Consider the following 24,826-nt stretch of genomic DNA (forward strand, 5'->3'; position numbering starts at 1 on the left):
GCCGCAGGGATAGAACCTGCGACATCCGTCTGGCGAACAGGGAAATGGCGGCAGTTCGAAAGCTGCCGCCATTCATTCAGCCTGCAATCAAAGCGTGCGCGTGACCATCTCGACGCGGTAAGCCTCGATCGTGTCGCCGGCGCGAATGTCCTCGTAGTTCTCGAAGGCCATGCCGCATTCCTGACCGACCGGCACTTCGGAGACTTCGTCCTTGAAGCGCTTGAGCGTCTTGAGCTTGCCTTCGTGGATGACGACGTTGTCGCGGATGAGGCGCACGCCCGCGCCCCGCTCCATCTTGCCTTCCGTGACACGGCAACCCGCCACCTTGCCGACCTTGGTGATGTTGAACACTTCGAGGATCTCGGCATTGCCGAGGAAGGTCTCGCGGCGTTCGGGCGACAGGAGGCCGGACATGGCGGCTTTGATGTCGTCCACGAGGTCGTAGATGATGTTGTAGTAGCGGATTTCGATGCCGGCCTGCTCGGATGCGTCGCGTGCCTGCTTGTTGGCGCGCACGTTGAAGCCGATGATGGCGGCACCCGACGTCTCGGCCAGCGACACGTCGCTCTCCGTAATGGCACCGGCGCCCGAATGGACGATGCGTGCGCGCACTTCCTCGGTGCCGAGCTTGTCGAGCGCAGCGATGATCGCCTCGATCGAACCCTGCACGTCGCCCTTGATGACCAGCGGGAACTCCTTGAGGCCGCTCGTCTGGAGCTGCGACATCATCTGTTCCAGCGAACCGCGCTGACCAGCCTGGCGTGCAACGGCCTTCTCGCGAGCGAGACGCTGGCGATACTCCGCGATTTCGCGCGCCTTGGCCTCGTTCTCGACCACGGCGAAGCGGTCGCCCGCTTGCGGCGTGCCCTGGAGACCCAGAACCTCGACCGGCATGGCCGGGCCAGCTTCCTTGAGCTGACCACCCTTGTCGTCGACGATGGCGCGGACACGGCCCCATTCGTTGCCGGCGACCAGAATTTCGCCGATCTTGAGCGTGCCGGCCTGAACGAGAACGGTCGCGACCGAACCACGGCCCTTGTCGAGCTTGGCTTCGATGACGACACCCTCGGCCGTACGGTCCGGGTTGGCCTTCAGATCCAGGATTTCGGCCTGGAGCAGGATCGCCTCGAGCAGCTTGTCGAGATTGGTGCCGTTCTTGGCCGAAACCTCGACGTCGAGCACCTCGCCGCCCATCGATTCGACGAAGACCTCGTGCTGGAGAAGCTGGGTGCGCACCTTTTGCGCATCGGCTTCAGGCTTGTCGATCTTGTTGATCGCCACGATGATCGGAACGCCTGCCGCCTTGGCATGATTAATGGATTCGATCGTCTGCGGCATGACGCTATCGTCGGCCGCAACCACCAGAATGGCGATGTCGGTCGCCTGCGCGCCGCGGGCACGCATGGCCGTGAAGGCGGCATGGCCGGGCGTGTCGATAAAGGTGATAGTCTGACCGTCCTGCTCGACCTGATAGGCGCCGATATGCTGCGTGATGCCGCCGGCCTCGCCGGAAACGACGTTCGCCTTGCGGATCGCGTCGAGCAGCGAGGTCTTGCCGTGATCGACGTGGCCCATGATGGTGACGACGGGCGGACGCGACTTCAAATCCTCCGCCTTGTCCTCGATATCGAACATGCCGGTCTCAACGTCCGACTCGGCCACACGGCGAACCGTGTGCCCGAATTCGCCTGCGATGAGCTCGGCGGTATCCGCATCGATGATGTCGCCGGGCTTCATCATCTGGCCCTGCTTCATGAAGAACTTGACCACATCGACCGCGCGCTCGGCCATACGCTGGGCGAGTTCCTGGATCGTGATGGTTTCGGGCAGGACGACCTCGCGGGAAATCTTTTCGCGCGGCTCGTTCATCTGCGAGCGCTTGAACTTCTCCTGACGGCGACGCATCGACGACAGGGAGCGGCCCCGCGCATCGTCTTCCGACGTCGCGGAAGACAGCGTCAGCTTGCCACGGCGGCGATCTTCCTCGCCGCGCGTCTTGGCCGGACGCGGTGCGGCGACTTCCGGCTTGACCGGACCACGCTTGGCAGCAACGACCGGGCGCGCCTTGGAGCGGCCGTCTTCCGAAGCTTCCTCGGCATCAGCTACGGTTGCCGGTGCACGGCGACGCGCCTCTTCCTCGGCGCGACGGCGCGACTCGGCCTCGCTTTGCAGGCGGGCTTCCTCGTCGGCCTGGCGACGCGCGGATTCCTCGCGCTCCTTGGCGCGGCGTGCATCTTCCTCGGCGCGACGCTTGGCGTCTTCGGCAGCACGCACACGCTCTTCCTGCTCGCGAACGCGCGCGCCTTCCAGCGCACGGCGGCGGGCATCCATCTCGCCGGACGACAATTCGTTCAGCACCATTCCGCCGCGATTGCCCGAAGGCCGTGGCGCTGGGCGCGAAGGCTGCGAAGCCGGCTGAGACCGCTGCGGCTGCGGTGCGCGCGGGACCGGCTGAATCACGGGCGCAGCGGGCGCGGGAGCAGGCGCGGCCTGAACCGGCGCAGCCGGCTTCGGCGCGACCGGAGCGGCAGCAACCGGTGCCTCGGGTTTTTCGCCGGGCATGGAGAACTTGCGCTTTTTCGTCTCGACGACGACGGATTTGGTACGGCCGTGCGAGAAATTCTGGCGCACGGTTCCCTGCTCCACGCCGGGGCGCTTCAGCGTCAAGGTCTTCTTGGTGTTGACGCTCAACGTCTTGTCGTCACCCGATTTCGTATCACTCATTCCGTATCCTCTGCGGCCTCTTGATCGTCAGCGACCGCCGCATTCGCATTCCGCTGGTCCGGGGTTCCGCCCCGATATCGGTCAAGCGCACCCACGCGCTTTGCCGCCGCCTTGCCCGCATCTGCGCCAAGCACGGCAGCATGTATCACATTTGCCCCCCCCAATGCCAAACCCAATTCGGCTTGCGAAAAGAGTTTGTAGGCCGGGATGTCGGGGCCTCCCAGATGCACGACCGAACGCCGCGCCTGGGTGATCTTCCTGACGCCGTCCTCCGACGCCTCGCGTGCATGCAAAACCAGAACCGCCTTGCCGCTGCGCACGGCCGCATCGACCTTGGCCGCGCCCAGAACCAATCGCCCGGCCTTGCGTGCCAGTCCGATCGCGCCGAGCGCCTGCTTCGCCAGAAGCCGGTCGACCAGATCGCCGAGTTCCGGCGATACGTCCACCTTCTCCTTCAGGGCGCGGGCGAAGAGATTCTTCACCACCGCCTTGTCGACGACCGCACGCTCGGCCGTCACCCAACAGCCGCGACCGGGCAGATTGCGCTTCAGGTCGGGAACGACGCCCATATCAGGGCTGGCGACGAAGCGGATCAAATCGTCAGGCGACCCGCCTCTTCTCGTCACTATACATGTGCGTTCGCTTGGCGCGTTCAAGTGCGTCGCTGCCCTTTCCGGTGCCTCAGGCGCCCTGCGCGTCGTCTTCGAGTACGGCTTCTTCCTCATCGGAAGCGAGATCGTCTTCGGTGATCCATCCAGCTTTCAGGCGCGCCGCGACGACCATCTGCTCGGCATCGGCACGGCTGACGCCGAAGGGCGAGAGAACGCCCTCGAACAGTTTCGTCTCGCCATCCTTGCGTTCTTTCCAGCCGGTCAGATCGTCGACGGCATAGCCGGCGAAGTCCTCGATATTCTTCACGCCGTCCTCGCCGACCGCGACGAGCATGGCCGTCGTCATGCCGGGAAGCTCGCGCAATTCGTCTTCGACGCCCAGTTCGCGGCGCTTGGTATCGTGCTCGGTCTCGATCCGCTCGAGATGCTCTCGGGCACGCTCCTGAATCTCGGACGCGGTGTCCTCGTCGAAACCGTCGATCGAAGCAATCTCTTCCGCCTCGACATAGGCGACTTCCTCGACCGAGGTGAAACCTTCGGACGCCAGCACCTGGCCGACCATCTCGTCGACGTTGAGCGCGTCCATGAACAGGTTCGAGCGCTCCACGAACTCCTTCTGGCGGCGCTGCGATTCCTCTTCCTCGGTCAGGATGTCGATGTCCCAGCCGGTGAGCTGCGAGGCGAGACGGACATTCTGGCCGCGACGGCCGATGGCCAGCGAGAGCTGGTCGTCCGGCACCACGACTTCGATGCGCTCGGCATCCTCGTCCAGCACTACCTTGGCGACTTCGGCCGGCTGCAGCGCGTTGACGATGAAGGCCGCCGCGTCCTGACTCCACGGGATGATGTCGATCTTCTCGCCCTGAAGCTCGCCGACGACGGCCTGAACTCTGGAGCCGCGCATGCCGACGCAGGCGCCGACCGGGTCGATGGACGAATCGCGGCTGATGACCGCGATCTTGGCGCGCGAGCCGGGGTCGCGGGCAACCGACTTGATCTCGATGATGCCGTCGTAGATTTCCGGCACTTCCATGGTGAAGAGCTTCGCCATGAACTGCGGATGGGTACGCGACAGGAAGATCTGCGGTCCGCGCTGCTCGCGGCGCACGTCGTAGACGTAAGCGCGGACACGGTCGCCATATTTGTAGTTCTCGCGCGGGATCAGTTCATCGCGGCGGATGATGGCTTCGCCGCGACCCAGATCGACGATCACGTTGCCGTATTCCACGCGCTTGACCGAACCGTTGACGATCTCGCCGACGCGATCCTTGTATTCGTCATACTGGCGGTCGCGCTCAGCCTCGCGCACCTTCTGCACGATGACCTGCTTGGCCGACTGCGCGGCGATGCGGCCGAAATCCATCGGCGGGAGCTGCTCGGCGATGAAGTCGCCGACCTGCGCATCGGGATTGCGGTGGCGCGCGTCCTCGAGTGCGATCTCACGCGCGTATTCCTCGGGCTGCTCGACGACTTCGAGAAGGCGCTGCAGCTTCATCTCGCCCGTGGTGGGATTGATGTCGGCGCGGATATTGGTCTCTTGACCGTATCGCGAGCGCGCGGCCTTCTGAATCGCGTCGGCCATGGCCGCAATCACGATTTCCTTGTCGATCGACTTCTCGCGGGCGACCGCATCGGCGATCTGGATAAGTTCGAGCCTGTTTGCACTAACTGCCATCATGGTCTCCTTGGGCAATTCTCCCGGGACCGTCGCCCAGGGTGCGAAAATCAATTGTCGTTATCGTTGTCGGCGTCGGGGCCGTCGCCCTCGAATTCGGTTTCGCCGTCGTCCAGATCGTCGGCAAGCGCGCGCGCCTTCTTGGCGGCCTTGTCGCGCTTGAGCGTGTCGCGGATCAGATCGTCCGTCAAAATCAGCCTGGCATCGGCCAGGGCATCGTAGGCAATGCGCGCGACCGGCTCGTCGCCATAGCTGAGCTGATCGCTTTCGACCGTGATCCCGGCATCGTCCGCTTCGACGATCTTTCCCTTGAACCGTTTGCGACCGGCGACCAGCACGCCCGTCTCGATCTTGGCAAGATGCCCCTTGGCCTGGATGAAATCGGCCTTTCGCACCATCGGCCGGTCGATGCCCGGCGACGACACTTCGAGGTGATACGCCTTTTCGATCGGGTCCTCGACGTCGAGAGCCGGCGAAACCGCGCGGCTCACCTCCTCGCAATCCTCGACCGTCATCGTCCCGTCGAAGCGCTCCGCCATGATCTGCAAGGTCAGGCCGTTCTGGCCCGACAGCCGCACACGCACGAGCCGGTAGCCCATCGAGCGCATGACCGGCTCGATGATCTGCGCGATGCGCGCGTCGATGCCCGTCTCGCGGATGATGCGGTCGTCGCCCGAAGGCGTCTCAATCGTCGTGTCGCTCAAAGCGGCCTTCCCGGTTCGCTGTCGCGGCCGGTAACAAAAAAGAGCGGGACCGGGTGGACCCACTCTTGCCATACCGACCAAGAATTTGAGGCCGATATACGCGAACGGGGAGACGGGATCAAGTGCCGCCGTCATCACGTCTCAACCATGCGGTGAACGCATGGCTGCATTGTCGAGATCGGCCTACCGCATTTCGTGCTGCAACATTATGTTTGCTGCAACGCACAAGGAAAGGAGATCAAGCAATGAAAAAGCACGGTTTCAGACACGGCTTCAACGAATTCTTCTCGGTCATCGGAAGCGCGATTGCGGTTTCCTCGGCCACCCGCAGCCGTCAAGCTCCTCGCGATGCGGACCTGGAGCGCCTGGGCATCGACCCCAACCAGTACCGTTCGATCCGCCAGTGGTAGATCGCACCATTCGGTGCCGACAGACACATGAGAACGAGCCCCGTCACAAGCGGGGCTTTTGTTTTGGGCGATGCCCTATCTGCGGATAAAGGTCAGATAGGCGGGTACGCGTCCCTCGCGCATCGCCTTGGCCTCGTAGCGCGTGCCGGGCCAGCCCTCATAGGGCCTGCGCCAGTCGTCCGGCCCCTTCGCCTGCCAGTCGAACGCATCATGCGCGCGGCAATGCAGAAGCGTCCAGTTGACGTAATGATCGATATCCGACGCAAAGCGAAAGCGCGCTCCGGGCTTCAGCACACGCGCAAACCGATCCAGATTGACCGGGCTGACGAAGCGCCGTTTCCAATGTCGCCGTTTGGTCCACGGATCGGGGTAGAACAGGTCGATCCCCGCGAGCGAGGCGTCCGGCAGCCAGTCGAGCAGTTCCGTCGCATCGTCGTCGTGAAGGCGGACATTAGCGAGCGGCACCTTGTCGAAGCTGCCTATGAACTTCGCCATTCCGTTGACGAACGGCTCGACGCCGATGAAGCCGACGGCCGCAAAGCGCGCCGCCTCATGGTGAAAATGCTCGCCGCCGCCGAAGCCGATTTCCAGCCGGACATCGTCCACATCCGCGCCGAAAAGCGATCGCAGATCGGTCGGCGCGGGTGTTTCGAGATCGATCTTGAGCGTCGGCAGACGCGCTTTCATCCGCTCGATCTGCGCCGGGCTCAGCGTCTTGCCGTGCCGGCGACCGAAGAATGCCTCGGTCGCCCGCTCTCCCCATTCGTGCTTCGTCATGGTCAGGCGGCGACGGCCTCTTTCAGCGCCTTGACGAGGTCGGTTTTCTCCCAGGAAAACGACCCGTCGCGGCCCGCTTTGCGGCCGAAATGACCGTAGGCAGCCGTGCGCGCATAGATCGGCTTGTTGAGGTCCAGATGGCGGCGGATGCCTGACGGCGACAGGTCCATGACGTCGCGCACCGCCTTTTCCACCGCGTCTTCCGTGACCTTTCCGGTACCGTGCAGGTCGACATAGACCGACAGCGGCTGCGCGACGCCGATGGCGTAGGACAACTGGATCGTGCAGCGATCGGCAAGCTTTGCTGCCACGACGTTCTTCGCCAGATAGCGCGCCGCATAAGCCGCCGAACGGTCGACCTTCGTCGTGTCCTTGCCGGAGAACGCACCGCCACCGTGCGGGGCCGCGCCGCCATAGGTGTCGACGATGATCTTGCGGCCCGTAAGGCCCGCATCGCCATCAGGTCCGCCGATCACGAACTTGCCGGTCGGGTTGATGTACCAGTTGCAGTCGTCGGCGATGGACAGCCCGCCGGAGGACAGCGCCTCGCGGATGTAGGGCTCGACGACCGTGCGCACCTTCTTGTTGTCCCAGTTCGGGTCGATGTGCTGCGTCGAGAGCACGATCTGCGTCGCCTCGCTCGGCCTGCCGTCGACATAGCGCACGGTGACCTGGCTCTTGGCGTCCGGCCCGAGTTTGCCGGCATCTCCCTCGCCCTTGTGACGGGCGGCCGCGAGCAGTTCGAGAATCTTGTGGCTGTAATAAAGCGGCGCCGGCATCAGGTCCGGCGTTTCCGAACAGGCATAGCCGAACATGATGCCCTGGTCGCCCGCACCTTCCTCGCCCTGCTTGTCGGAGGCGTTGTCGACACCTTGCGCGATATCGGCCGACTGGCCGTGCAACAGAACGTCGATCCGCGCCGTCTTCCAGTGAAAGCCGTCCTGCTCGTAGCCGATGGCGCGAATCGCGCGGCGTGCGGCCGAGCGGAACTTCGACGGATTGATGAGCGGATTGCCGTTGGGCTCTGACAAGACGTTGCCGTCCTTGTCCTTCTTGAGGAGCGAGTCGGGAACGCGCACCTCGCCGGCGATCACCACGCGATTGGTCGTCGTCAGGGTCTCGCAAGCGACGCGGACATGCCACGGGTCCATGCCGGCCTTTTTCGCTTCCTTGTAGACGAGATCCACGATCTCGTCGGAGATGCGGTCGCAGACCTTGTCGGGATGGCCTTCGGAAACGGATTCGGATGTGAAGATGAAATTCTGGCGCAAGATCGGGTGTCCCCTCTGGAAATGCCTGGCCAGGAAGCGGCAGGCAACAGACGTGTAGCCAAGCCGGCAACCCCCGGTCAAGCTGCGCCGACCTGCCATGCCTAATGCAGGAGGATTCCTCTTCTAAAGCGCGTCGCGATCTTTCAGATTCGCTCCATGCGCTTCAGGTTCCTGTTTTTGCGCATGTCTTTATCCCGAACCGATGCCCACTTTCGGGAGACATGCGCTAAGCCGTCTCGTCTTCTTCGGTTGCGAGCGTCTTGACAAGGTCGATGATGCGGCGTCGCACCTTCTGGTCCTTGATCTTCAAAAAGGAACGGGTGAGTTGCACTCCTTCCGAACTGCTCAGGAAGTCCGACACGTAAGCCGCGCCCTCGTCTTCGGCAAAGCCGCCGGCGGGCGTGTCCTGTCCGGGCGCGTCCTCGAAGAAATAAGCGACCGGTACGTTGAGGAAGGACGAAATCGCCTGCAACCGGCTCGCGCCGACGCGGTTTGTGCCTTTCTCGTATTTCTGGATCTGCTGAAACGTGATACCGAGCATCTCGCCGAGCTTTTCCTGGCTCATGCCAAGCATGTTGCGGCGCAATCGGATGCGACTACCGACGTGAATGTCGATCGGGTTTGGCTTCTTTTTATTGATGGTCATCCTGGTAAGCCTGGTTGAAACAGGCCCTTTATATTTATGGCTATCGCCATATTTATGGCTATCGCCTACATGCCGCCTCCCGGGCGAGCAGAGTAACAGCCTATACGACGCCGTCAGAGCGGCCAATATGAGTCTCTGAAATAAGGTATATCAAATTTAAGTGGCCCTGGACGCGCGATGACCCACTATTGCGCCGCCGACCAAGACGAAAACGACGATCCAACCGGCCAGACGTCCGGGTATCGGTAAAATCAGCCCGTCCGCACGCACAAGCGGCACCTCCACATCGAGAACGCCGACCGCATCGAGCGCAAGGCCATCGATCAGTCGACCATAGCCGTCCACCGCCGCTGAAATGCCATTGTTCGCCGCGCGGACCAACGGAAGGCCGGTTTCCACCGCGCGAAGCTGCGCCTGCCTAAAATGCTGGTAGGGACCGGGCGTGTTGCCGAACCAGGCGTCGTTGGTCACGTTGACGATCAGGCGTGCGTCGGTTTCGCCGCGCGGCGCGATGCCCGGAAAGATCACCTCGTAGCAGATGAAGGGCAGACCGCCCATGCCATTGCCCAGATCGAGCGGCCGCCGCCTCGTGCCGGCTGAGAACCCGCCGATATTCTGTGCAAGCTGGCGGAGCCCGAACCGGGAAAGGACATCCTGAAAGGGCAGGTATTCGCCGAACGGCACGAGATGGACCTTGTCGAAGGCGTCGACGATCTCGCCGGACTCGTCGATCACCACGATCGAGTTGTAATAGGCAGTGGCGCCTGCCGACCTCTCCTCCGCGCGCACGATGCCCGCGAGCAGCCGCTGTCCCTCGCCGATCGTATCGCCGAGGGCGGCAAGGGCGTCCGGCCGGTCGCCGAACAGGAAGGGGACCGAGGTTTCGGGCCACAGGATGATGTCCGGCCGAGGCGCGCCGTTCTCGACGGGGCGTCTCGTCAAATCGAGATGCGCCTCGAAGATGCGGTCGCGCTCAGCCATGTCCCATTTCTGGCTTTGAAGGATCGACGGCTGGATGATGCGCACGGCGATCGTGTCGCCTTCTTCCGGCGCTGCCAACGCAAGCCGCGCCGCTCCATAGCCCAAATGCAGCACAACGAGCGCCACGCCCAGCACCAGCCCAAGCTTCAGATGCACCCGCCCGGCAAGCAGCGCCGGCAGCGCAAAGACGAACACGGCAAGCGCGTTCATCCCCGTGAAACCGAGAACCACCGAGGACTGCATAGCAAGCGGAACGGGCATCGCCGCATAGCCGATCGCATTCCACGGAAAACCGGTGAAAAGCACCGCGCGCAGCCACTCGGCACACGCAAAAGCGACGGCCAGCGCGCAGATGCGCCCGATATCGTTACTCCAGGCAAGCTTAGCGAGGGCGCAGGCGAGCGCATAGAAAATCGCCAGAAGCGCGGGCAGGCCGACCACCGCCAAAGGCAGTGCCCAGGCGAAAAGATCAGCCTCGACCAGAAGCGCGTTGCCGGTCCACCACAAGCCGTTGAGGAAATAACCGAAGCCGAACAGCCAACCGATGCCGAAGGCAGGCGCAAGACGCCGCGCCCCTCGCCTTTCCGGCGCCGCGACCGCCCCGTCCAGCAACCAGACGAGAATCGGAAACGCGATGAAAGCGGCCAGGGGAAAATCGAAAGGCGCCTGTGCGAGGCCCGCAATCACGCCCGCGGCGAACGCAACAAACGCCCGTCCTGCGCCCGACAGGAGAATTATCTTGCCTGCAAGGCGCTCCATTCACCTGTCCGTTGCCAGAATCAACCCCGCACCCTTCTATCAAAGGCGCGGGATCTTTCCAATTCAAGCAATCAGTTGGCGCTGTGGCGCGCCGTGCGACGGGTATCGGGCGTATCCGCGCCGACGATGCGCACGCGCTTGACCCGGCGCGGGTCGGCGTCGAGCACATGGAACTGGAAGCCAGGTATGGCCTCGACGATCTCGCCCCGCGCAGGCACCCGCCCCAGCGCATTGAAGATCATGCCGCCGATCGTGTCGACATTCTCGCCATGTTCGCCGGCCGCGAAGGCAGGCCCGATCTGTTCGGCCACGTCGTCGATTTCGGCCTTGGCATCGACCACGAACATGCCGTCGGCCGTGCGTACGATCATCGCCTCGTCGTCGTCATGCTCGTCCTCGATGTCGCCGACGACCATCTCGACGATGTCTTCTAGCGAAACCAGACCATCCGTGCCGCCATATTCGTCGATGACGAGAGCCATCTGCACGCGTTCGGCCTGCATCTGCGCCATCAAATCCGTGGCCAGCATCGAGGGGGGGACGAAGAGCAGCTTGCGCACCAGCCCCAGCTCTTCGATGCTTTTGGTCAGATCGACCCCGGCCAGATCGAGATTGCCGCCGCCTTTGGCGGTGCGGGTGATGTGCGCGAGGATGTCGCGAATGTGAACCATCCCGCGCGGATCGTCGAGATTGTCGCCATAGACCGGCATACGCGAATGGCCGAGCTGTTCGAAGCGCTCCATCAGAGAGCCGAGCGGCGTCGTCGCCTCGACTGCCTCGATATCGGCGCGCGGGACCATCACGTCGTCGACACGCAGTTCGCGCAGCCGCAGGATGTTGCGCAGCATGGCGCGCTCTCCGGGCGAGAAATTCGCCGCATCGAGAGACCCCTCGTCGAGCGCGTCGGCCAGGTCCTCGCGAATGGAAGAACCGTTCTTCGCGCGGAAGAGGCTGGAGATGAGTTGAAGGAAATTGGAAGGTTTGCCGGTCGTGCCGGCGGTCCTACTTTGCGCGTCCGCGCTTTCGTCGGACAGTTTGGCCTCGGCGCCAAGCGGCGAAGCATCCATCTGTGTTTGTTCGGTCATCGTCCTTGAGGCCGTTCGGCCTTACCAGTTAGCCATATGGGTCGGGAATAGAAAGACGCATGAGTATCTTTCGTTCCAGCCCCTCCATCTCGTCCGCATCCGCGTCATTTTCATGGTCGTAGCCCAGAAGATGCAGCAATCCGTGAACGAGCAAGTGCGCAAGATGGTGTTCGAAAGGCTTGTCTTCCAGTGCCGCCTCGCGAGAAACCGTCTCGAACGCCAGAATGACATCACCCAGCATCGGTGGCAAGGCATCGCCCGGCGCGACCTTGAAGGCGGGGAAGGACAGGACGTTGGTCGCCTTGTCCTTGCCGCGCCATTCACGGTTGAGGTTCCGGATCGAGGCGTCGTCGGTGAAGACGAGGCTGAGTTCGGATTCGCGTGGCTCGATACCGAGTTCAGCGAATGTCGCCGCGCATGCACTTTCAGCCTGCGCGGACAGCACATTCTCGTCCGGCCAGTCGCCGGCCTCGACGGCGATATCGATTTCCAGATCCATTCCCGTCAGACTTGCAACGCGCCCCGGCCGGGCATCGATGCGCCCTCACGGTCGTAGGCGCGCACGATCTCGGCGACGAGCGGATGGCGCACGACGTCGACATCGTTGAAGCGGCAGGTGACGATGCCGGACACGCCGTCGAGCACGCGCAGCGCCTCGACCAGACCGGACTTCGTATTCGGCGGAAGATCGATCTGCGACGGATCGCCCGTCACGATCATGCGCCCGCCCTCACCCAGACGCGTCAGGAACATCTTCATCTGCATGGGTGTCGTGTTCTGCGCTTCATCGAGGATGATCGCCGCATTGCGCAGCGTACGCCCGCGCATGAAGGCGAGCGGCGCGATCTCTATCACCTCGGCCGCAAGCGCCCGCTCGACCTTGTCGGACGGGATCATGTCGTAGAGCGCGTCGTAGAGCGGACGCAGATAGGGATCGACCTTTTCCTTCATGTCGCCGGGCAGGAAGCCGAGCCGTTCGCCCGCCTCGACCGCCGGCCGCGACAGGATGATCCGCTCGACCGCGCCGCGTTCCAGAAGCATCGCCGCATGGGCGACCGCCAGATAGGTTTTGCCGGTGCCTGCGGGGCCTATGCCGAAGACGAGTTCGGAGCGCTCCAGCGCGCGCATATAGGCGTCCTGATTGACCGACCGCGCATAGATCGTGCGCTTGCGCGTCGCGATCTGCGCGGCCGCCATCTTGCCCTTCTTCTCCAGCGTCGGCAGCGTCAACTGGTCATCGGCGGCGATGGAGATGCGGATCGCGCCGTCGACTTCCGACGGCGACACATCATGGCCCTTCTGGACGAGGCCGTAGAGATAGTCGAGCGCGCGGCGCGCCTGCTCGGCCGCCGTCGGCTCGCCGCGGATCGACAACTGGTTTCCCTTGGAGCGGATATCGAGGCCAAGCTTCTGCTCTATGCGCGCCAGGTTCTCGTCGAACTGGCCGTAAAGTGCCGAGGCGAGTTTGTTGTCGTCGAAGGTGAGAACGATATGCGCCATGTCCGACGCCCCCTGGGGCGCAGTCTTCAGTTCGGGTGCGACGCTCAATCGGCTCTCCTCATTCGAACCCTTCGTCAAACCGGCTCCGCAAATAGGGAGTTGCGGCCGGCACTCAAGACCTTCACGCGAACAATGTCGCCGATTCGCCCGACGCTTTCATCAAGAATCACGGGCTGGAGCCATGGCGAGCGGCCGACGATCTGTCCCGCCTGGCGTCCCGGCTTCTCGATCAGCGCATCCATCTCCATTCCGACGCGGCTTTGCGTGAAGGTTTCGAGCTGATTTGTCAGCAAAGCCTGCAATTCCTGCAGCCTTTCGTCCTTCACGCGCTCCTCGACATGAAACTTCATGTCGGCGCCCGGTGTTCCGGGGCGCGGCGAATATTTGAACGAGAAAGCCTGTGCATAACCCACGTCGCGCACCAGCTTCATGGTCGCCTCGTGGTCAGCGTCGCTCTCGCCCGGAAAGCCAATGATGAAATCGCCCGACATCGCGATGTCGGGCCGCACGTTGCGGATGCGCTCGATCAGGCGCAGATAATCGTCCGCCGTGTGCTTGCGGTTCATCGCCTTCAGGATGCGGTCGGAGCCCGATTGCACCGGCAGATGCAGATACGGCATCAGGGCAGGCAGATCGCGATGAGCGGCAATCAGCGTATCGTCCATATCGCGCGGATGGCTGGTGGTGTAGCGAAGCCGCTCAAGGCCCGGAATCTCGGCCAGCCGGAACAAAAGTTCGCCGAGGCCCCATTCGCGCCCGCCTACTCCCTCGCCGTGCCAGGCGTTGACGTTCTGCCCAAGCAGCGTGATTTCGCGCACGCCGCCTTCCGCCAGCCGCTCCGCTTCCGCCACGATCTGCGCGACGGGGCGCGAAATTTCGGAGCCGCGCGTATAGGGCACCACGCAGAAGGTGCAGAATTTATCGCAACCTTCCTGCACCGTCAGAAATGCCGTCACACCGCGATTGCGCACGACAGTCTTCTGCGGCTGCGGCAGATGCTCGAACTTGTCCTCGAGCGCGTAATCCGTCTCGACCACTTTGTGGCCCGCACGCGCCTTTTTCACCACCGCCGGCAGCCGGTGATAGGTCTGCGGGCCGACCACGAGATCGACGACCGGCGCGCGGCGCAGTATCTCGTCGCCTTCGGCCTGCGCGACGCAGCCCGTCACGCCGACCACCATCTCGTGCCCCTGAGCAGCGCGGTCGCGCTTCAGGTCGCGAATGCGCCCAAGTTCCGAATAAACCTTCTCGGCGGCTCTCTCGCGAATGTGGCAGGTGTTGAGCAGCACCAGATCGGCGTCCTCGATCGCGTCGGTCGGCTGATAGCCGTCGGCCATCAGTGCATCGGACATGCGCTGGGAATCGTAGACGTTCATCTGGCAGCCATAGGTCTTGACGAATACCTTGCGGGTCTTCGTTTCGGCCGCGTCGTCGGGTCGGGTGAGCGTGTCGTTCAGGTCCATGGCCACGCTCTAACGCTTTTCATCGTCAAAATCGAGATGGGCCGCGTTCACAATGGCATGCCTCGCCGGGCGCCGTGTAGATGGTCGCGAATTGCGCGTTCCGCCCGTGCCGCGACCTGCTTGCGGTTCGCCCCGTCGAAACCGATGGTTTCCGCAAGAAACACGTCCACCACGATCGGGCCGCTCGTCACCAGTTTCACCAGATGCGGGACGAGTTCCTCATCTCCGATCCATGAAAAGCGCGCCCGATGGCGGCGTCCCATCGCCATGCCGTGCAGCCGCGAATAAAACAAAGCTGCCGGCTGTACCGCGAAGCCGTCCGCACCTTCGGCAAGCTGTGCGGCCGCGCCGAACAGCGTCGACTTGAACGGCAAAAGGCGATTGCCGCAGCCCGTCGTGCCTTCCGCGAACAGAACCAGCGGATCGCCCGATTTCAGCCGCTCGGCAACCTCCCGCGCCTGATCCCCCGCGCGATGGCGTGCCTCGCGCTCCACGAAGATCGAGTTTTGCGAGCGAAAGAGCCGCCCCAGCACCGGCCAGCCGGCAACCTCCGCCTTGGCGATGAAATTGACCGGCGCGATCGAACCCAGCACCATGATGTCGGTCCAGGACACATGGTTGGCCGCGATCAGCAGCGGGCGCTTTTGCGACAATTCCCCGTGCGCCCGCACACGGATTCCGAGCAGCGCCAGCACCATTCGATGCCACAAAAGTGCCGGCCTGCGCGGATCGCCGATCCCGGTCGCCTTCATCGCCAATTGCCAGACGACGAGCGCCAGCGTGCCGGGCACGAACGCGGCGAGCGCCATGGTCAAACGCAGTTTACCGAACATATCTCAGACGAGATCGCGGCGCATGACGATCGCGCCCGTTCGCTCGCCGCCCGGCTGGCGGTAGTAATCAGGCCGCTTGCCGACCCTGATGAAGCCCAGCCGCCGATAAAGCGCGATGGCCGGTGCGTTGGTTTCGTCGACTTCGAGGAAGAGCGAGGCGGTGCGCTCCGCATGGAGCGCGCGCAGAACCGCATCCATCAGGCTGCGGCCAAGACCCATCCGCCGCGCCGAACGGGCAACCGCGATGGTCAATATCTCCGCCTCGTCGGCAGCCTGCCGCGCCAGCACGAAACCGAGCGGCCCGGCACGGCGGTTGCCGACCTCACGCGCAGCGAACCCGAATACGTTGGGCTGCACCAGAAGATCGGCGAATTCGTCTTCGCTCCAGGGACGAACGAAGTCCTCCTCATGGATGCGCGGCAGGCTTGCCGCGTCGTCGATGTCTATGGTTTCCACGACGAAATCGCGTTTCGCGGCAAAAAAGGGCAGCTTCATGAGCCCCCCTTGCGCGAAACGGCGAAGCCTTCCTGCACCTTGGCATCGGCCGAGCGCAGATAGAGCGGAGACGGACGCGGCCCATTCACAGGCTTCGTCGCCGCGAGCGCCGCATAGGCGGCGATGTCGGCGGTCGCCGCGCGGCCGGCGACGTCGAGCGTGCCATCCGCGAGCGCCTGCAAAATGTCCGCCGACGAGCCAGTCACGACCGCGTCGTGTTCACTGGCGAGTGCCAGCGCGGCCTTCGCATCAAACGCGGCCGGCGCGGCCAGTTCGTCGCCGGCTGCCGAATAGAGGGCGGCGTGGATTTCGCCGCGACCTCCATCGAGCGCGGCCAGAATCGCGCGGCCGGGATTTGCCTGCCGCGCCTCGAAGCCGAGCGCTTCCAGCGTCGTCACGCCGATGGCAGGAATGCCGAGCGCCAGCGCCAGACCACGCGCGGCCGAGACACCGACGCGGATGCCGGTGAACGAGCCAGGCCCGACCGACACCGCAACGGCGTCGAGGTCGGCGAATGCGACACCGGCTTGTGCCAGCGCCTCGTCGATCACCGCCATCAGATGCTCGGCATGGCCCTTGCCGAGGTCATGCACGGCGCGCCCGCGCTCCGTTGTGTCCTGAATGGACGCGGCGCAGAGATTGGCGGATGTGTCGATGGCGAGAAGGATCATGGGCCGGCATCCGGTGCAAACTCATGTCGATATCGCTCGACGTTGCCCCCTTCTGTCCTGCCGGACATCTCCCCCTCGAGGGGGGAGATCACGCGCGTCATCGCTTGCACCAGCACCTTAGCCGTTTGAGACTGATCTCCCCCCATGCGGGGGAGATGTCCGGCAGGACAGAGGGGGGCAACGTAGGGCATCGTCATCTCAATCAGAGCCGATTACGCCGCCCGCTCGGCCTTCAATTCCAGCCTGCGCGCGTGCAGCACCGGCTCGGTGTAGCCTGACGGTTGCTCGCGGCCCTTGAACACCAGATCGCATGCCGCCTGAAAGGCGATCGAGTTCTCGAAATCCGGCGCCATCGGTGCGTAAAGCGGATCGCCTTCGTTCTGCCGATCCACCACCGAAGCCATGCGTTTCATCGTTTCCATCACCTGATCGCGGGAAACGACCGAATGATGCAGCCAGTTCGCCATGTGCTGCGCCGAAATGCGCAAGGTCGCGCGATCTTCCATCAGGCCGACATCGTTGATGTCCGGCACCTTCGAGCAGCCGACGCCCTGATCGATCCAGCGCACGACATAGCCCAGAATCCCTTGCGCGTTGTTGTCGAGTTCGTGCTGGATGTCTTCGGGCGACCAGTTCGGCCGCGTGGCGACCGGCACGGAAAGAATGTCGGCAAGCTTGGCGCGCGCGCGGGCCTTGAGTTCGGCCTGCACCTTGGCCACGTCGACCTTGTGGTAATGGGTGGCATGGAGCGTCGCAGCCGTCGGCGACGGCACCCAGGCGGTATTCGCGCCGGCCTTCGGGTGGCCGATCTTCTGTTCGAGCATCGCGGCCATCAGATCCGGCATCGCCCACATGCCCTTGCCGATCTGCGCGTGGCCCGACAGCCCGCATTCGAGGCCGATATCGACGTTCCATTGCTCATAGGCCGAAATCCAGGTCGACTGCTTCATGTCGCCCTTGCGGATCATCGGGCCGGCTTCCATCGAGGTGTGAATCTCGTCGCCGGTGCGGTCGAGGAAGCCGGTATTGATGAAGACGACGCGCGTCGATGCCGCGCGGATGCACTCCTTGAGGTTCACCGTCGTGCGGCGCTCTTCGTCCATGATGCCCATCTTGATCGTGTTCGCCGCCATGCCGAGCGCCTGTTCCACGCGGCCGAACAACTCCGATGCGAAGGCCACCTCTTCCGGCCCGTGCATCTTGGGCTTCACGACATACATGGAACCGGCCGGCGAGTTGGCGCGGCGACCTTCGGGACCGATATCGTGCAGCGCTATCAGCGCTGTGACCATCGCATCCATGATGCCTTCCGGCACTTCATTGCCATCGGCGTCGAGGATTGCCGGATTGGTCATCAGGTGGCCGACGTTGCGAACGAGCATCAGCGAACGGCAGCGGACCGGCAATCGGCCGGAACCATCCGGCAGATCGTATTCGGCGTCGGGGTTCAGCTTGCGCGTGAAGGTCTTGCCACCCTTGGCGACTTCTTCGGTCAAATCTCCCTTCATCAGGCCGAGCCAGTTGCGGTAGACCACGACCTTGTCCTGCGCGTCCACGGCCGCGACCGAATCCTCGCAATCGATGATCGTCGTGATCGCCGCCTCGATGAACACGTCGGAAATGCCGGCCGGATCCGCCTTGCCGATCTCACTTTTCGTGTCGACAAGAATTTCCAGATGAAGATTGTTGTGGCGCAGCAGGACCTGCAGATCGCACAGATCGTCTTTCAGATAGCCGGCGAATTGCGAGGCGTCCTTCAGCCCCGTCTCGCCTTCATCGCTCGTGACGCGCAGCGCACCATCCTCGACGACGAGCCTCGTGACGTTCTTCCAGCTTCCCGCCGCCAGCGGCACGGCCTCGTCGAGAAACGCGCGTGCCCAGGCGATGACCTTTTCGCCACGCTTCGGGTTGTAGCCCTCGCCCTTTTCCGCGCCGTCCGCCTCGGAAATGGCATCGGTGCCGTAAAGCGCATCATAGAGCGAGCCCCAGCGCGCATTGGCCGCGTTGAGCGCATAACGCGCGTTCATCACCGGCACGACGAGTTGTGGTCCGGCGATCTTCGCGATCTCGTCGTCCACGTTTTCCGTCGTGACCTTGAAGGCCGGGCCTTCGGGTATGATGTAGCCGATTGAGCGCAGGAACGCCTCATAGGCCGGCAGATCGGCCGGCGCACCGTTCTCGCGGTGCCAGGCATCGATGGTCGCTTGCATCGCATCGCGCTTTTCCAGAAGCGCGCGGTTCTTCGGCGCAAGATCGGCCACGATCGCCGCAAACCCGGACCAGAACCTGTCGGCATCGATGCCCGTGCCCGCGAGGGCTTCTTGACCGACAAAGTCGTAAAGTGTGCGGTCGATCTTCAATCCATCGACGTCGATGCGGTCTGTCATGCGGCGAGCCTTCCTCGAATTGCCATCGCTTTCAGCATTGCTTTCACCATGCAGCGCTGCGTCGGTCAATTCGGCAAAAGGCGAAAGGTCCTCACGCCGGAATCTGCATCGGCGCAGTCGTGACGCGTGGACGGCCGACAGCCGTTGCCCGCAGGCTCGCTTCGATGAAAGCGCGCCGGCCTTCGACGGTGGCGACGCGCATATCCATGGCAATCGCAATCTCGACCTCGTCGCTCCCCGCCTCGCGCGCCGCCTGCACCGCCTTTTCACGCAGAAGCCGGCGCGCGGTCTTCAGCGCATCTTCTTCGGTCGAATGGTCACAGATCGATGCGCCGACGCTTGCACGGAACTGCCCTTCGACGGGCTGCGTGACGGTCCCCTCGACGCTCACGCGGACCTGGCCGACGACCGCACCGATGGCATTGGCAACGTCGGCATGGTCGGGCACGACGCAATCCTGGCCGACCAATCCGGACAGGCCAGCATAGTGCAATCCCGCTGACGCACCGAGGCCGATAACCTTGCGGTCGAGACCGACCGATAGGCGCGCAACGCCCGACTTGCTGTCGAGCGCGCCCTGCACAAGCGGCCCGGCCACAAGCGCTGCGCCGTCATATCCATCGTCCGACAACGCTGTCTCAAGCATCAGTTCGCCCGACCGACGCGTGACGGCCGTCAGCACACGGCCAGCAATCTCTTCCGCACTCGCTGCAATCGGCTGACCGCGCCCGTCGCGCCGTCTTGCGAACAGCAACGCGCCAAGCCGTGCCGCCTCAACGTTCCAATTGTCCTGCGCGCCAACGACATGCGCCGCATCGGAGGGCGTGAAGCCGCAGACATGGGCAAGGCCGCGCGCGACAAGACGCTGCAACGTCGCGATCTGCGCGGTCGAGGCAAGCAACCGGTCGAGCGGCTGCGGCTGGGTGCTAAGCGACGCGTAAAGCTTTTCCTCCGCACTCGTCAGTCCCGCCGACAGGCGCTCCGGCATGCCGGTCTTCAGCGCGAACCGGCCATCCAGCCGTCCGGGATTGGCCGCGCGCAACTGTCGTTCCAGTTCCTGCGGCACGACCGAACCGTGAAGCTGCCCAGCGAGCGACAGCGGCACGAGGCGGCGTGGACCGAGCAGGATTTTCGGATCGAGGCTGCCATCGGAAACCGAAACCTCCGAATCGCCGCCAAGCCCACAGGTGCGCATAGCAACCGCCTCGACCATGGTGCGCAGGCCGCCGACCGTCGCACCCTCCGGGTCGATGCGCGGAACGCCCTTGTCGAGAACCGCGATGTCCGTCGTCGTTCCGCCGATGTCGGACACGAGCGCATCGTCAAGGCCGGTCAGATGGCGCGCGCCCACGAGGCTTGCGGCCGGCCCCGACAGGATCGTTTCGATCGGTCTTTGCCGGGCGAACCCGGCGGAAACCAGCGCACCGTCGCCGCGCACGACCATCAAGGGCGCATCGATGCCGCGCGCTTCCAGAAAGCCTTCCGTCGCCGCGATCAGCCGCTCGATCATCGAGATGAGCCGTGCGTTCAAAAGCGTGGTGAGCGCACGGCGGGGACCGCCGAGTTTGGACGACAGTTCATGGCTGGACGTGACCGGCAGGCCCGTGACCTTTCTGATGAGATCGCGAGCCAGTATCTCATGCGCCGGATTGCGGGTGGAAAAATATCCGGCGACCGCGAATGCCGAGACGGTTGCGGCGAGTTCGGGCAGGGCGGCGTCCAGCGTGGACAGGTCCAGCCGCGTCTCGTTGCCGTGGACGTCGTGGCCGCCGGGCAGGAAAATCACCGGGTCGGTGCCGAGCGCCGCCTTCAACCCGTCGCGGTCGAGATCCACCGGCGAAAAACCGATCATCACCAGACCGACCCGGCCACCCTGCCCTTCGACCAGCGCGTTGGTGGCGAGGGTGGTGGACATGGAGACGAGCCGGATTTGGGAAGGCTCGATGCCGGCCGATGCGATCACCCGATCTGCGGCTTGCGAAATGCCGACCGACAAATCGTGCCGCGTCGTCAGCGCCTTGGCTTTCGCGACGACGCCGCGCTCCTCGCAGAAGAGCACGGCGTCGGTATAGGTGCCGCCCGTATCGAAACCGAGATAGAGCGGCTGGTCTTCAGGTCCGGTCATGGAAATCGCCCGTGTCAGACGATCTCCTTAGCCCGGCCGTCGCGGTTCGAAAAGGCCGGTCACTCGACCCAGATCACCTCGCGCGAACCGCGCTCGACGAGCACCGGGCCGGTGTCGGTGTAGACGTAGCCGTAATACGGATCTTCCGGCACCTCGATGATCTCGACGTCCGAAGGCAGGATCGCGCCGGTCGTCACGCCGCCATCGATCACGACCGCATCGGCCGGATGCTCGGTCACATAGGTAACGGTGCGCTCCGGCACGACATAGCCCGGCGAATAGACGACCTCGCGGCTTTCATACTCGACGAGAACCGGACGGCCGTTCACGTAGATATAGCCGTAGTCCGGGCTGCTCGGCACCTGCACGACCTCGACTTCGGCCGGGATCACGACGCCGGCCTCGATTTCGCCCTCATAGGTGACGGTCGGCACGGGATTGTCGACGACATAGCCGACGACTTCGTCCGGCACGGCCGTTTCCGCGCCGATCACCGCACCGGCGAAACCGCCGACGAGCGCGCCGATCGGACCGCCGACCACAGCACCGGCAACGGCACCCGTTGTGCCCCCTGCCGTCGCGCCGAAGCCGCGCTGGGCGTCGTCATTGGACTGGGCTTGAGCTGCGCCGACGCCGAGAGCGGCGACGGCAGCGGTCGCAAGAAGAAACTTACGCATGTCTGATACTCCTTGGGTGGACGCGCTCCCCTTCTCCAAGGCTTGCGCGTGCCAACGTTCAGTGACGTCCCTCGGGCTCAAAAATGCGTGAACGGGCGGCACGTTCCGATCCATGCGATCACCAAGCGTAACATATGATAACCGGCTCAGCCGTCGAGCATGGCCCGCTGGTCTTCCGTCAGCGGGCGGATGTCGGCAGGCAGTATGACCGGCTGGGCAGCACCCGGCGCGGGCACGATTTCGCTGCGCGGCACGGGCAGCGGGCCGGCATCGAAACTCGTGCAGGCGGCAAGGACGATGGGCGCCAGAAGGCAAAGGGGGCGAAGCATGAGGCGGCATCAGCCTTTCAATGACGGCATGTCTATGACCATCACGAACCCTTAGACGCTCGCCGCGCCACGCGCCACCGCGCGGGCCTCCTCGGCGCGTTCGGGCGTGTCGCAGCAGGGCGGGAAGATGCGGCCAAGATGGATGAACGGGTCGCTCAGACGGACCGGCCCGGCGCAGCGCCTCGCACGGCGACACACGCGCCAGCCGCATTCGGCCGGACGGCCAAGCGCGGTTGCGGCCATGCGCGTCTTCATCTGCAGGATCGCATCGATCTGCGCGCGCTCCTCGGCGTGCCGGCATACGGCCTGGTACTGCGCCTCGACGCTGAAATCCTCGCGGTTCGGATAGAGCACCGGCAAGGGCGGCGTCAGCGCCGGCTCCCGCCATTTCGACTTACGCCTGGCCAATTCCGTCTCCTTGTCGTTGCGCATGGAACATCGTGCCCGCGCGGGACGCGGGCGGATCAAAGGTTCGGGAAGACGGGCGGCTGCGGCATCGCTCATCTGATAATGTGACTGCGATCCCGCAGCCGCCCGTTCGACGTTCTTGAAGGTGCGCACCTGTCTCTCTGCCCCGCCTTCCATCCTGCCATTTGCGACCGGACTTCATGCGGGTTGCGTGCCCCACAGGCACATCCGGCCCGTATTGGCCGGAGGGAGACCTCGGCGCGCCCTCCCCGGCCGCGCGGCTACGTTTGCCGCACGGCGGAGGCGCCGGCCCCCGCCCGCATGACACCGTCGCGACAGGCGATCCCGAAGACGGGGACGCGGAGGAGTGTATGGGAGGTGGGAGAGAGGGGGATAAGTTTTTGGTGGCGTTACGTTGCTACGACATGCGCGCGCAACCAGTCCTCGATGACCGGCTTGCGAAACGTGCCCGCTTCCAGATGGGCATAGATGAACTTTATGACCGCCTCCGGCCCAGCCTCCAGCCGCGCACCGTTCAGCCCGAGAAAAATGTCCATGCAGGCGAAGGCGACGCGCTTGTTGCCGTCGATGAAACCATGGTTCATCGCAAGGCTTTCCCACAACGCCGCAGCCTGCTCGACCAGATCGGCATAATAGCCGGTCCGGGGTCGTAACAGGGCGGACTCGATCAGGCCATGATCGCGGACGCCCTTTGCGCCGCCGAAAAGGCGCAACTGCTCGGTGTGGATGTAAAGCGCGTCGTCCAGCGTGAGGTAGTTCACCTACTTCGCCAAAGCCTCGTAGACGCTCGCCCAGCGTTTGGCGCTATCAGCGTGAAGCCGCTCGACGGCCGGATTGACCTTACCGCGCGCAGCTTCGGCCATACGGCGAAATTCCTCGGGCGAGAGGACGATAGCGACGTCGCGACCCTGACGTTGCACGCGCACAGGCTCTGCCTGCGCCATGTCGATGAGCTGGCCGAAACGGTTCTTGGCGTCGGAAGCGGAGAAGGATTTCATAAAGGGGAGATTAGCCGAATTGGCCGATTTAGGCAATAATACGATAGTGAGGTACGATAAGTGAACGAGGTACGTGTTGTGCCCTCCTAAGGATCGTGGCGAGGTATGTCGAAAAACAGGTTGGGATCTTCCATAAAACGCGCCGCGATGCGTTCAAGAAGCCTTCGGTCGACCAAGGAGTTCAACAGCGATCTCCTCGTATCCGGAATCCAAAGCGGTCGATTGCGCTTCACAATCTCATCCTCATCTGCGCCAAGGTACGCTGAAACAAGTCCTAGCGAAGGTTCCCCAGTTGTAGCGTTCATCAGACGGCCAAAGGAGCGCGTCATCAAATCGATCGGCAGCCAGTCTGTCTGAACAGAAGGTAGAAATTCTGCACGCCCATGGTGGTCCAAGACTCGTGCCAGTCCAATCTCACGCCAAGCCTCGGGCGGGCTTCGGTCAGACACAATCAGATGTGCTAGAGCGACATAGGGGAAGCCCACGACTCGCAAAGCGGACGCCTGCGAAACCCCCATATCGTTTGGCGATTTCCCTTGCTTACTGAAGGTCGCTCTAAGCACCTTCACCTCGATTGCCATCACCCTGTGCAGAAGCAAGGTGTTGCCCTCGTAGGGCACTATCAAGAGATCGATATCACCTGGCCGCTCGGCTGACGATATCTCGGAGGTTTGGACGAGCGGTCGAACGTAAACACCGCTATGTGGCGCCATATCGTCAAAGAAATCTGGTTGAAGCCCCCAGTAGACGTAACCGAAAAGCTTGCGATTGGTTATGAGGGAGATAATCATTCCCGGTTCGGATTTCTTGCCGATCCAACCAGTCGGCACGGCAATCGCCGGATCACCGTCGTGGAGAGTTGGCGGCCTTACCGCGCACCGGAACTTGAATTCATCCATGTGTCGGTCCGCCCGTTTCGCCGGGGAAAACCAGCGTCGTATTCCGTTGGTATCCCCGTCCAACTTGGTTATCGAGTTACGGTCCTCCGCCAAAACTCCCGAAAGGACAACTTTCCCTAGCGGTAGACGCGAAATGCGAATCGCCGTATGTTCACTTTCTGTTCGTTTTGGAGTTTGTTATGGCCCGAAATACTGGCAACGATTATCGCAAGGGTGCCGTCACCGGTCGGACGCAGTTCCAACATGAAAATGGTGACTGGCAGAAGCGTGATGAGCGCAATGGCCAATTTATGGAGCGTAAGTCTACAGAGGGGCCGTTCAAGGGTGTGGCCAAGGAACCTGATGGACGCGATACGAATAACTCTTAGCTTCAAATG

Annotated in this window: 25 protein-coding genes; 2 read left to right on the plus strand and 23 right to left on the minus strand. The window is 63.4% G+C overall.

From position 1 onward, the window contains the following. Positions 1–87 precede the first annotated feature (87 nt). From infB to rimP, 4 genes are read right to left on the minus strand one after another with little or no spacing between them, the layout of a single operon-like run. Entirely contained in the window at positions 88–2,724 is a 2,637-nt protein-coding gene (gene infB / locus GTW25_RS10740) for a translation initiation factor IF-2 (RefSeq protein ID WP_252912113.1), read from the minus strand. Beyond that, entirely contained in the window at positions 2,721–3,449 is a 729-nt protein-coding gene (locus GTW25_RS10745; protein ID WP_290127989.1) for an RNA-binding protein, read from the minus strand. The genes infB and GTW25_RS10745 overlap by 4 nt, the downstream gene beginning before the upstream one ends. Next, entirely contained in the window at positions 3,406–5,010 is a 1,605-nt protein-coding gene (nusA, locus tag GTW25_RS10750) for a transcription termination factor NusA (RefSeq protein ID WP_252912115.1), read from the minus strand. Before nusA ends, GTW25_RS10745 begins: the two co-directional genes overlap by 44 nt. A 50-nt stretch (positions 5,011–5,060) precedes the next feature. Beyond that, a complete protein-coding gene (gene rimP / locus GTW25_RS10755) occupies positions 5,061–5,714 on the minus strand; it encodes a ribosome maturation factor RimP (RefSeq protein ID WP_252912116.1) in 654 nt (217 codons plus the stop codon). 245 nt (positions 5,715–5,959) lie between these two features. On the opposite strand from rimP, the gene GTW25_RS10760 reads away from it, so the two are divergent. Further along, positions 5,960–6,124: a hypothetical protein gene (locus tag GTW25_RS10760; protein ID WP_252912117.1), complete on the plus strand. Its 165-nt coding sequence runs from the start codon at positions 5,960–5,962 to the stop codon at positions 6,122–6,124. 75 nt (positions 6,125–6,199) lie between these two features. Here the strand turns inward: GTW25_RS10760 and trmB are convergent, their stop codons facing one another. The 19 genes from trmB to GTW25_RS10855 form a co-directional block, all read right to left on the minus strand. Beyond that, the gene (gene trmB, locus GTW25_RS10765) at positions 6,200–6,901 is read right to left on the minus strand and encodes a tRNA (guanine(46)-N(7))-methyltransferase TrmB (RefSeq protein WP_252912118.1); all 702 of its coding nucleotides are present in this window, start codon (positions 6,899–6,901) and stop codon (positions 6,200–6,202) included. A gap of 2 nt (positions 6,902–6,903) precedes the next feature. Beyond that, positions 6,904–8,172, minus strand: a complete 1,269-nt coding sequence (gene metK / locus GTW25_RS10770; protein ID WP_290127990.1) for a methionine adenosyltransferase — start codon at positions 8,170–8,172, stop codon at positions 6,904–6,906. A 226-nt stretch (positions 8,173–8,398) separates the two neighbouring features. After that, the gene (locus GTW25_RS10775; RefSeq protein WP_252912119.1) at positions 8,399–8,818 is read right to left on the minus strand and encodes a helix-turn-helix domain-containing protein; all 420 of its coding nucleotides are present in this window, start codon (positions 8,816–8,818) and stop codon (positions 8,399–8,401) included. A 156-nt stretch (positions 8,819–8,974) separates the two neighbouring features. After that, positions 8,975–10,558, minus strand: coding sequence for an apolipoprotein N-acyltransferase (gene lnt / locus GTW25_RS10780; protein ID WP_252912120.1), 1,584 nt, complete (start codon positions 10,556–10,558; stop codon positions 8,975–8,977). A gap of 71 nt (positions 10,559–10,629) precedes the next feature. Continuing rightward, positions 10,630–11,643, minus strand: a complete 1,014-nt coding sequence (locus GTW25_RS10785; protein ID WP_252912121.1) for a hemolysin family protein — start codon at positions 11,641–11,643, stop codon at positions 10,630–10,632. Positions 11,644–11,671: 28 nt separating this feature from the next. After that, positions 11,672–12,142 (minus strand): rRNA maturation RNase YbeY, encoded by a 471-nt coding sequence (gene ybeY / locus GTW25_RS10790; protein WP_252912122.1) that lies wholly within the window; start codon positions 12,140–12,142, stop codon positions 11,672–11,674. Positions 12,143–12,147: 5 nt separating this feature from the next. Further along, positions 12,148–13,143, minus strand: a complete 996-nt coding sequence (locus GTW25_RS10795) for a PhoH family protein (protein ID WP_252912327.1) — start codon at positions 13,141–13,143, stop codon at positions 12,148–12,150. Between the two features lie 74 nt (positions 13,144–13,217). Further along, positions 13,218–14,606: a tRNA (N6-isopentenyl adenosine(37)-C2)-methylthiotransferase MiaB gene (gene miaB / locus GTW25_RS10800; protein ID WP_252912123.1), complete on the minus strand. Its 1,389-nt coding sequence runs from the start codon at positions 14,604–14,606 to the stop codon at positions 13,218–13,220. A 47-nt stretch (positions 14,607–14,653) separates the two neighbouring features. Beyond that, positions 14,654–15,439 carry a lysophospholipid acyltransferase family protein gene (locus GTW25_RS10805; protein ID WP_252912124.1) on the minus strand — a complete coding sequence of 262 codons (786 nt, stop codon included), beginning with the start codon at positions 15,437–15,439 and terminating at the stop codon, positions 14,654–14,656. A 3-nt stretch (positions 15,440–15,442) separates the two neighbouring features. Then, a complete protein-coding gene (locus tag GTW25_RS10810; protein ID WP_252912125.1) occupies positions 15,443–15,934 on the minus strand; it encodes a GNAT family N-acetyltransferase in 492 nt (163 codons plus the stop codon). Continuing rightward, entirely contained in the window at positions 15,931–16,605 is a 675-nt protein-coding gene (tsaB, locus tag GTW25_RS10815) for a tRNA (adenosine(37)-N6)-threonylcarbamoyltransferase complex dimerization subunit type 1 TsaB (RefSeq protein WP_252912126.1), read from the minus strand. Before tsaB ends, GTW25_RS10810 begins: the two co-directional genes overlap by 4 nt. A gap of 212 nt (positions 16,606–16,817) precedes the next feature. Beyond that, entirely contained in the window at positions 16,818–18,992 is a 2,175-nt protein-coding gene (locus tag GTW25_RS10820; RefSeq protein WP_252912127.1) for a malate synthase G, read from the minus strand. A 91-nt stretch (positions 18,993–19,083) separates the two neighbouring features. Further along, complete coding sequence (locus GTW25_RS10825; protein ID WP_252912128.1) at positions 19,084–21,117, minus strand: hydantoinase/oxoprolinase N-terminal domain-containing protein; 2,034 nt, start codon at positions 21,115–21,117, stop codon at positions 19,084–19,086. A gap of 59 nt (positions 21,118–21,176) precedes the next feature. Beyond that, positions 21,177–21,794, minus strand: coding sequence for a DUF1236 domain-containing protein (locus GTW25_RS10830; RefSeq protein ID WP_252912129.1), 618 nt, complete (start codon positions 21,792–21,794; stop codon positions 21,177–21,179). A gap of 146 nt (positions 21,795–21,940) precedes the next feature. Continuing rightward, on the minus strand, positions 21,941–22,123 hold the full coding sequence (locus GTW25_RS10835; protein WP_252912130.1) for a hypothetical protein: 183 nt from the start codon (positions 22,121–22,123) through the stop codon (positions 21,941–21,943). A gap of 51 nt (positions 22,124–22,174) precedes the next feature. Then, complete coding sequence (locus tag GTW25_RS10840) at positions 22,175–22,627, minus strand: hypothetical protein (RefSeq protein ID WP_252912131.1); 453 nt, start codon at positions 22,625–22,627, stop codon at positions 22,175–22,177. Between the two features lie 314 nt (positions 22,628–22,941). Further along, entirely contained in the window at positions 22,942–23,313 is a 372-nt protein-coding gene (locus GTW25_RS10845; protein ID WP_252912132.1) for a type II toxin-antitoxin system death-on-curing family toxin, read from the minus strand. Then, positions 23,314–23,550 carry a type II toxin-antitoxin system Phd/YefM family antitoxin gene (locus GTW25_RS10850; protein ID WP_252912133.1) on the minus strand — a complete coding sequence of 79 codons (237 nt, stop codon included), beginning with the start codon at positions 23,548–23,550 and terminating at the stop codon, positions 23,314–23,316. 86 nt (positions 23,551–23,636) lie between these two features. Beyond that, on the minus strand, positions 23,637–24,449 hold the full coding sequence (locus GTW25_RS10855; protein WP_252912134.1) for a hypothetical protein: 813 nt from the start codon (positions 24,447–24,449) through the stop codon (positions 23,637–23,639). Positions 24,450–24,628: 179 nt separating this feature from the next. On the opposite strand from GTW25_RS10855, the gene GTW25_RS10860 reads away from it, so the two are divergent. Then, a complete protein-coding gene (locus GTW25_RS10860) occupies positions 24,629–24,817 on the plus strand; it encodes a hypothetical protein (RefSeq protein WP_252912135.1) in 189 nt (62 codons plus the stop codon). The last annotated feature ends 9 nt before the right edge of the window (positions 24,818–24,826 follow it).

It is taken from the genome of Aliihoeflea aestuarii (assembly GCF_024105665.1).
In the GTDB taxonomy this organism is placed as follows: Bacteria; Pseudomonadota; Alphaproteobacteria; order Rhizobiales; family Rhizobiaceae; genus Aliihoeflea; species Aliihoeflea aestuarii.

Bases quoted from the DNA above. Each gene is read 5' to 3' on its own strand.
- infB (WP_252912113.1), bottom strand. From the start codon at position 2,724: ATGAGTGATACGAAATCGGGTGACGACAAGACGTTGAGCGTCAACACC.
- GTW25_RS10745 (WP_290127989.1), bottom strand. From the start codon at position 3,449: ATGAGGAAGAAGCCGTACTCGAAGACGACGCGCAGGGCGCCTGAGGCA.
- nusA (WP_252912115.1), bottom strand. From the start codon at position 5,010: ATGGCAGTTAGTGCAAACAGGCTCGAACTTATCCAGATCGCCGATGCG.
- GTW25_RS10760 (WP_252912117.1), top strand. From the start codon at position 5,960: ATGAAAAAGCACGGTTTCAGACACGGCTTCAACGAATTCTTCTCGGTC.
- trmB (WP_252912118.1), bottom strand. From the start codon at position 6,901: ATGACGAAGCACGAATGGGGAGAGCGGGCGACCGAGGCATTCTTCGGT.
- GTW25_RS10775 (WP_252912119.1), bottom strand. From the start codon at position 8,818: ATGACCATCAATAAAAAGAAGCCAAACCCGATCGACATTCACGTCGGT.
- lnt (WP_252912120.1), bottom strand. From the start codon at position 10,558: ATGGAGCGCCTTGCAGGCAAGATAATTCTCCTGTCGGGCGCAGGACGG.
- GTW25_RS10785 (WP_252912121.1), bottom strand. From the start codon at position 11,643: ATGACCGAACAAACACAGATGGATGCTTCGCCGCTTGGCGCCGAGGCC.
- ybeY (WP_252912122.1), bottom strand. From the start codon at position 12,142: ATGGATCTGGAAATCGATATCGCCGTCGAGGCCGGCGACTGGCCGGAC.
- GTW25_RS10795 (WP_252912327.1), bottom strand. From the start codon at position 13,143: ATGGCGCATATCGTTCTCACCTTCGACGACAACAAACTCGCCTCGGCA.
- miaB (WP_252912123.1), bottom strand. From the start codon at position 14,606: ATGGACCTGAACGACACGCTCACCCGACCCGACGACGCGGCCGAAACG.
- GTW25_RS10805 (WP_252912124.1), bottom strand. From the start codon at position 15,439: ATGTTCGGTAAACTGCGTTTGACCATGGCGCTCGCCGCGTTCGTGCCC.
- GTW25_RS10810 (WP_252912125.1), bottom strand. From the start codon at position 15,934: ATGAAGCTGCCCTTTTTTGCCGCGAAACGCGATTTCGTCGTGGAAACC.
- tsaB (WP_252912126.1), bottom strand. From the start codon at position 16,605: ATGATCCTTCTCGCCATCGACACATCCGCCAATCTCTGCGCCGCGTCC.
- GTW25_RS10820 (WP_252912127.1), bottom strand. From the start codon at position 18,992: ATGACAGACCGCATCGACGTCGATGGATTGAAGATCGACCGCACACTT.
- GTW25_RS10825 (WP_252912128.1), bottom strand. From the start codon at position 21,117: ATGACCGGACCTGAAGACCAGCCGCTCTATCTCGGTTTCGATACGGGC.
- GTW25_RS10830 (WP_252912129.1), bottom strand. From the start codon at position 21,794: ATGCGTAAGTTTCTTCTTGCGACCGCTGCCGTCGCCGCTCTCGGCGTC.
- GTW25_RS10835 (WP_252912130.1), bottom strand. From the start codon at position 22,123: ATGCTTCGCCCCCTTTGCCTTCTGGCGCCCATCGTCCTTGCCGCCTGC.
- GTW25_RS10840 (WP_252912131.1), bottom strand. From the start codon at position 22,627: ATGAGCGATGCCGCAGCCGCCCGTCTTCCCGAACCTTTGATCCGCCCG.
- GTW25_RS10850 (WP_252912133.1), bottom strand. From the start codon at position 23,550: ATGAAATCCTTCTCCGCTTCCGACGCCAAGAACCGTTTCGGCCAGCTC.
- GTW25_RS10855 (WP_252912134.1), bottom strand. From the start codon at position 24,449: ATGGATGAATTCAAGTTCCGGTGCGCGGTAAGGCCGCCAACTCTCCAC.
- GTW25_RS10860 (WP_252912135.1), top strand. From the start codon at position 24,629: ATGGCCCGAAATACTGGCAACGATTATCGCAAGGGTGCCGTCACCGGT.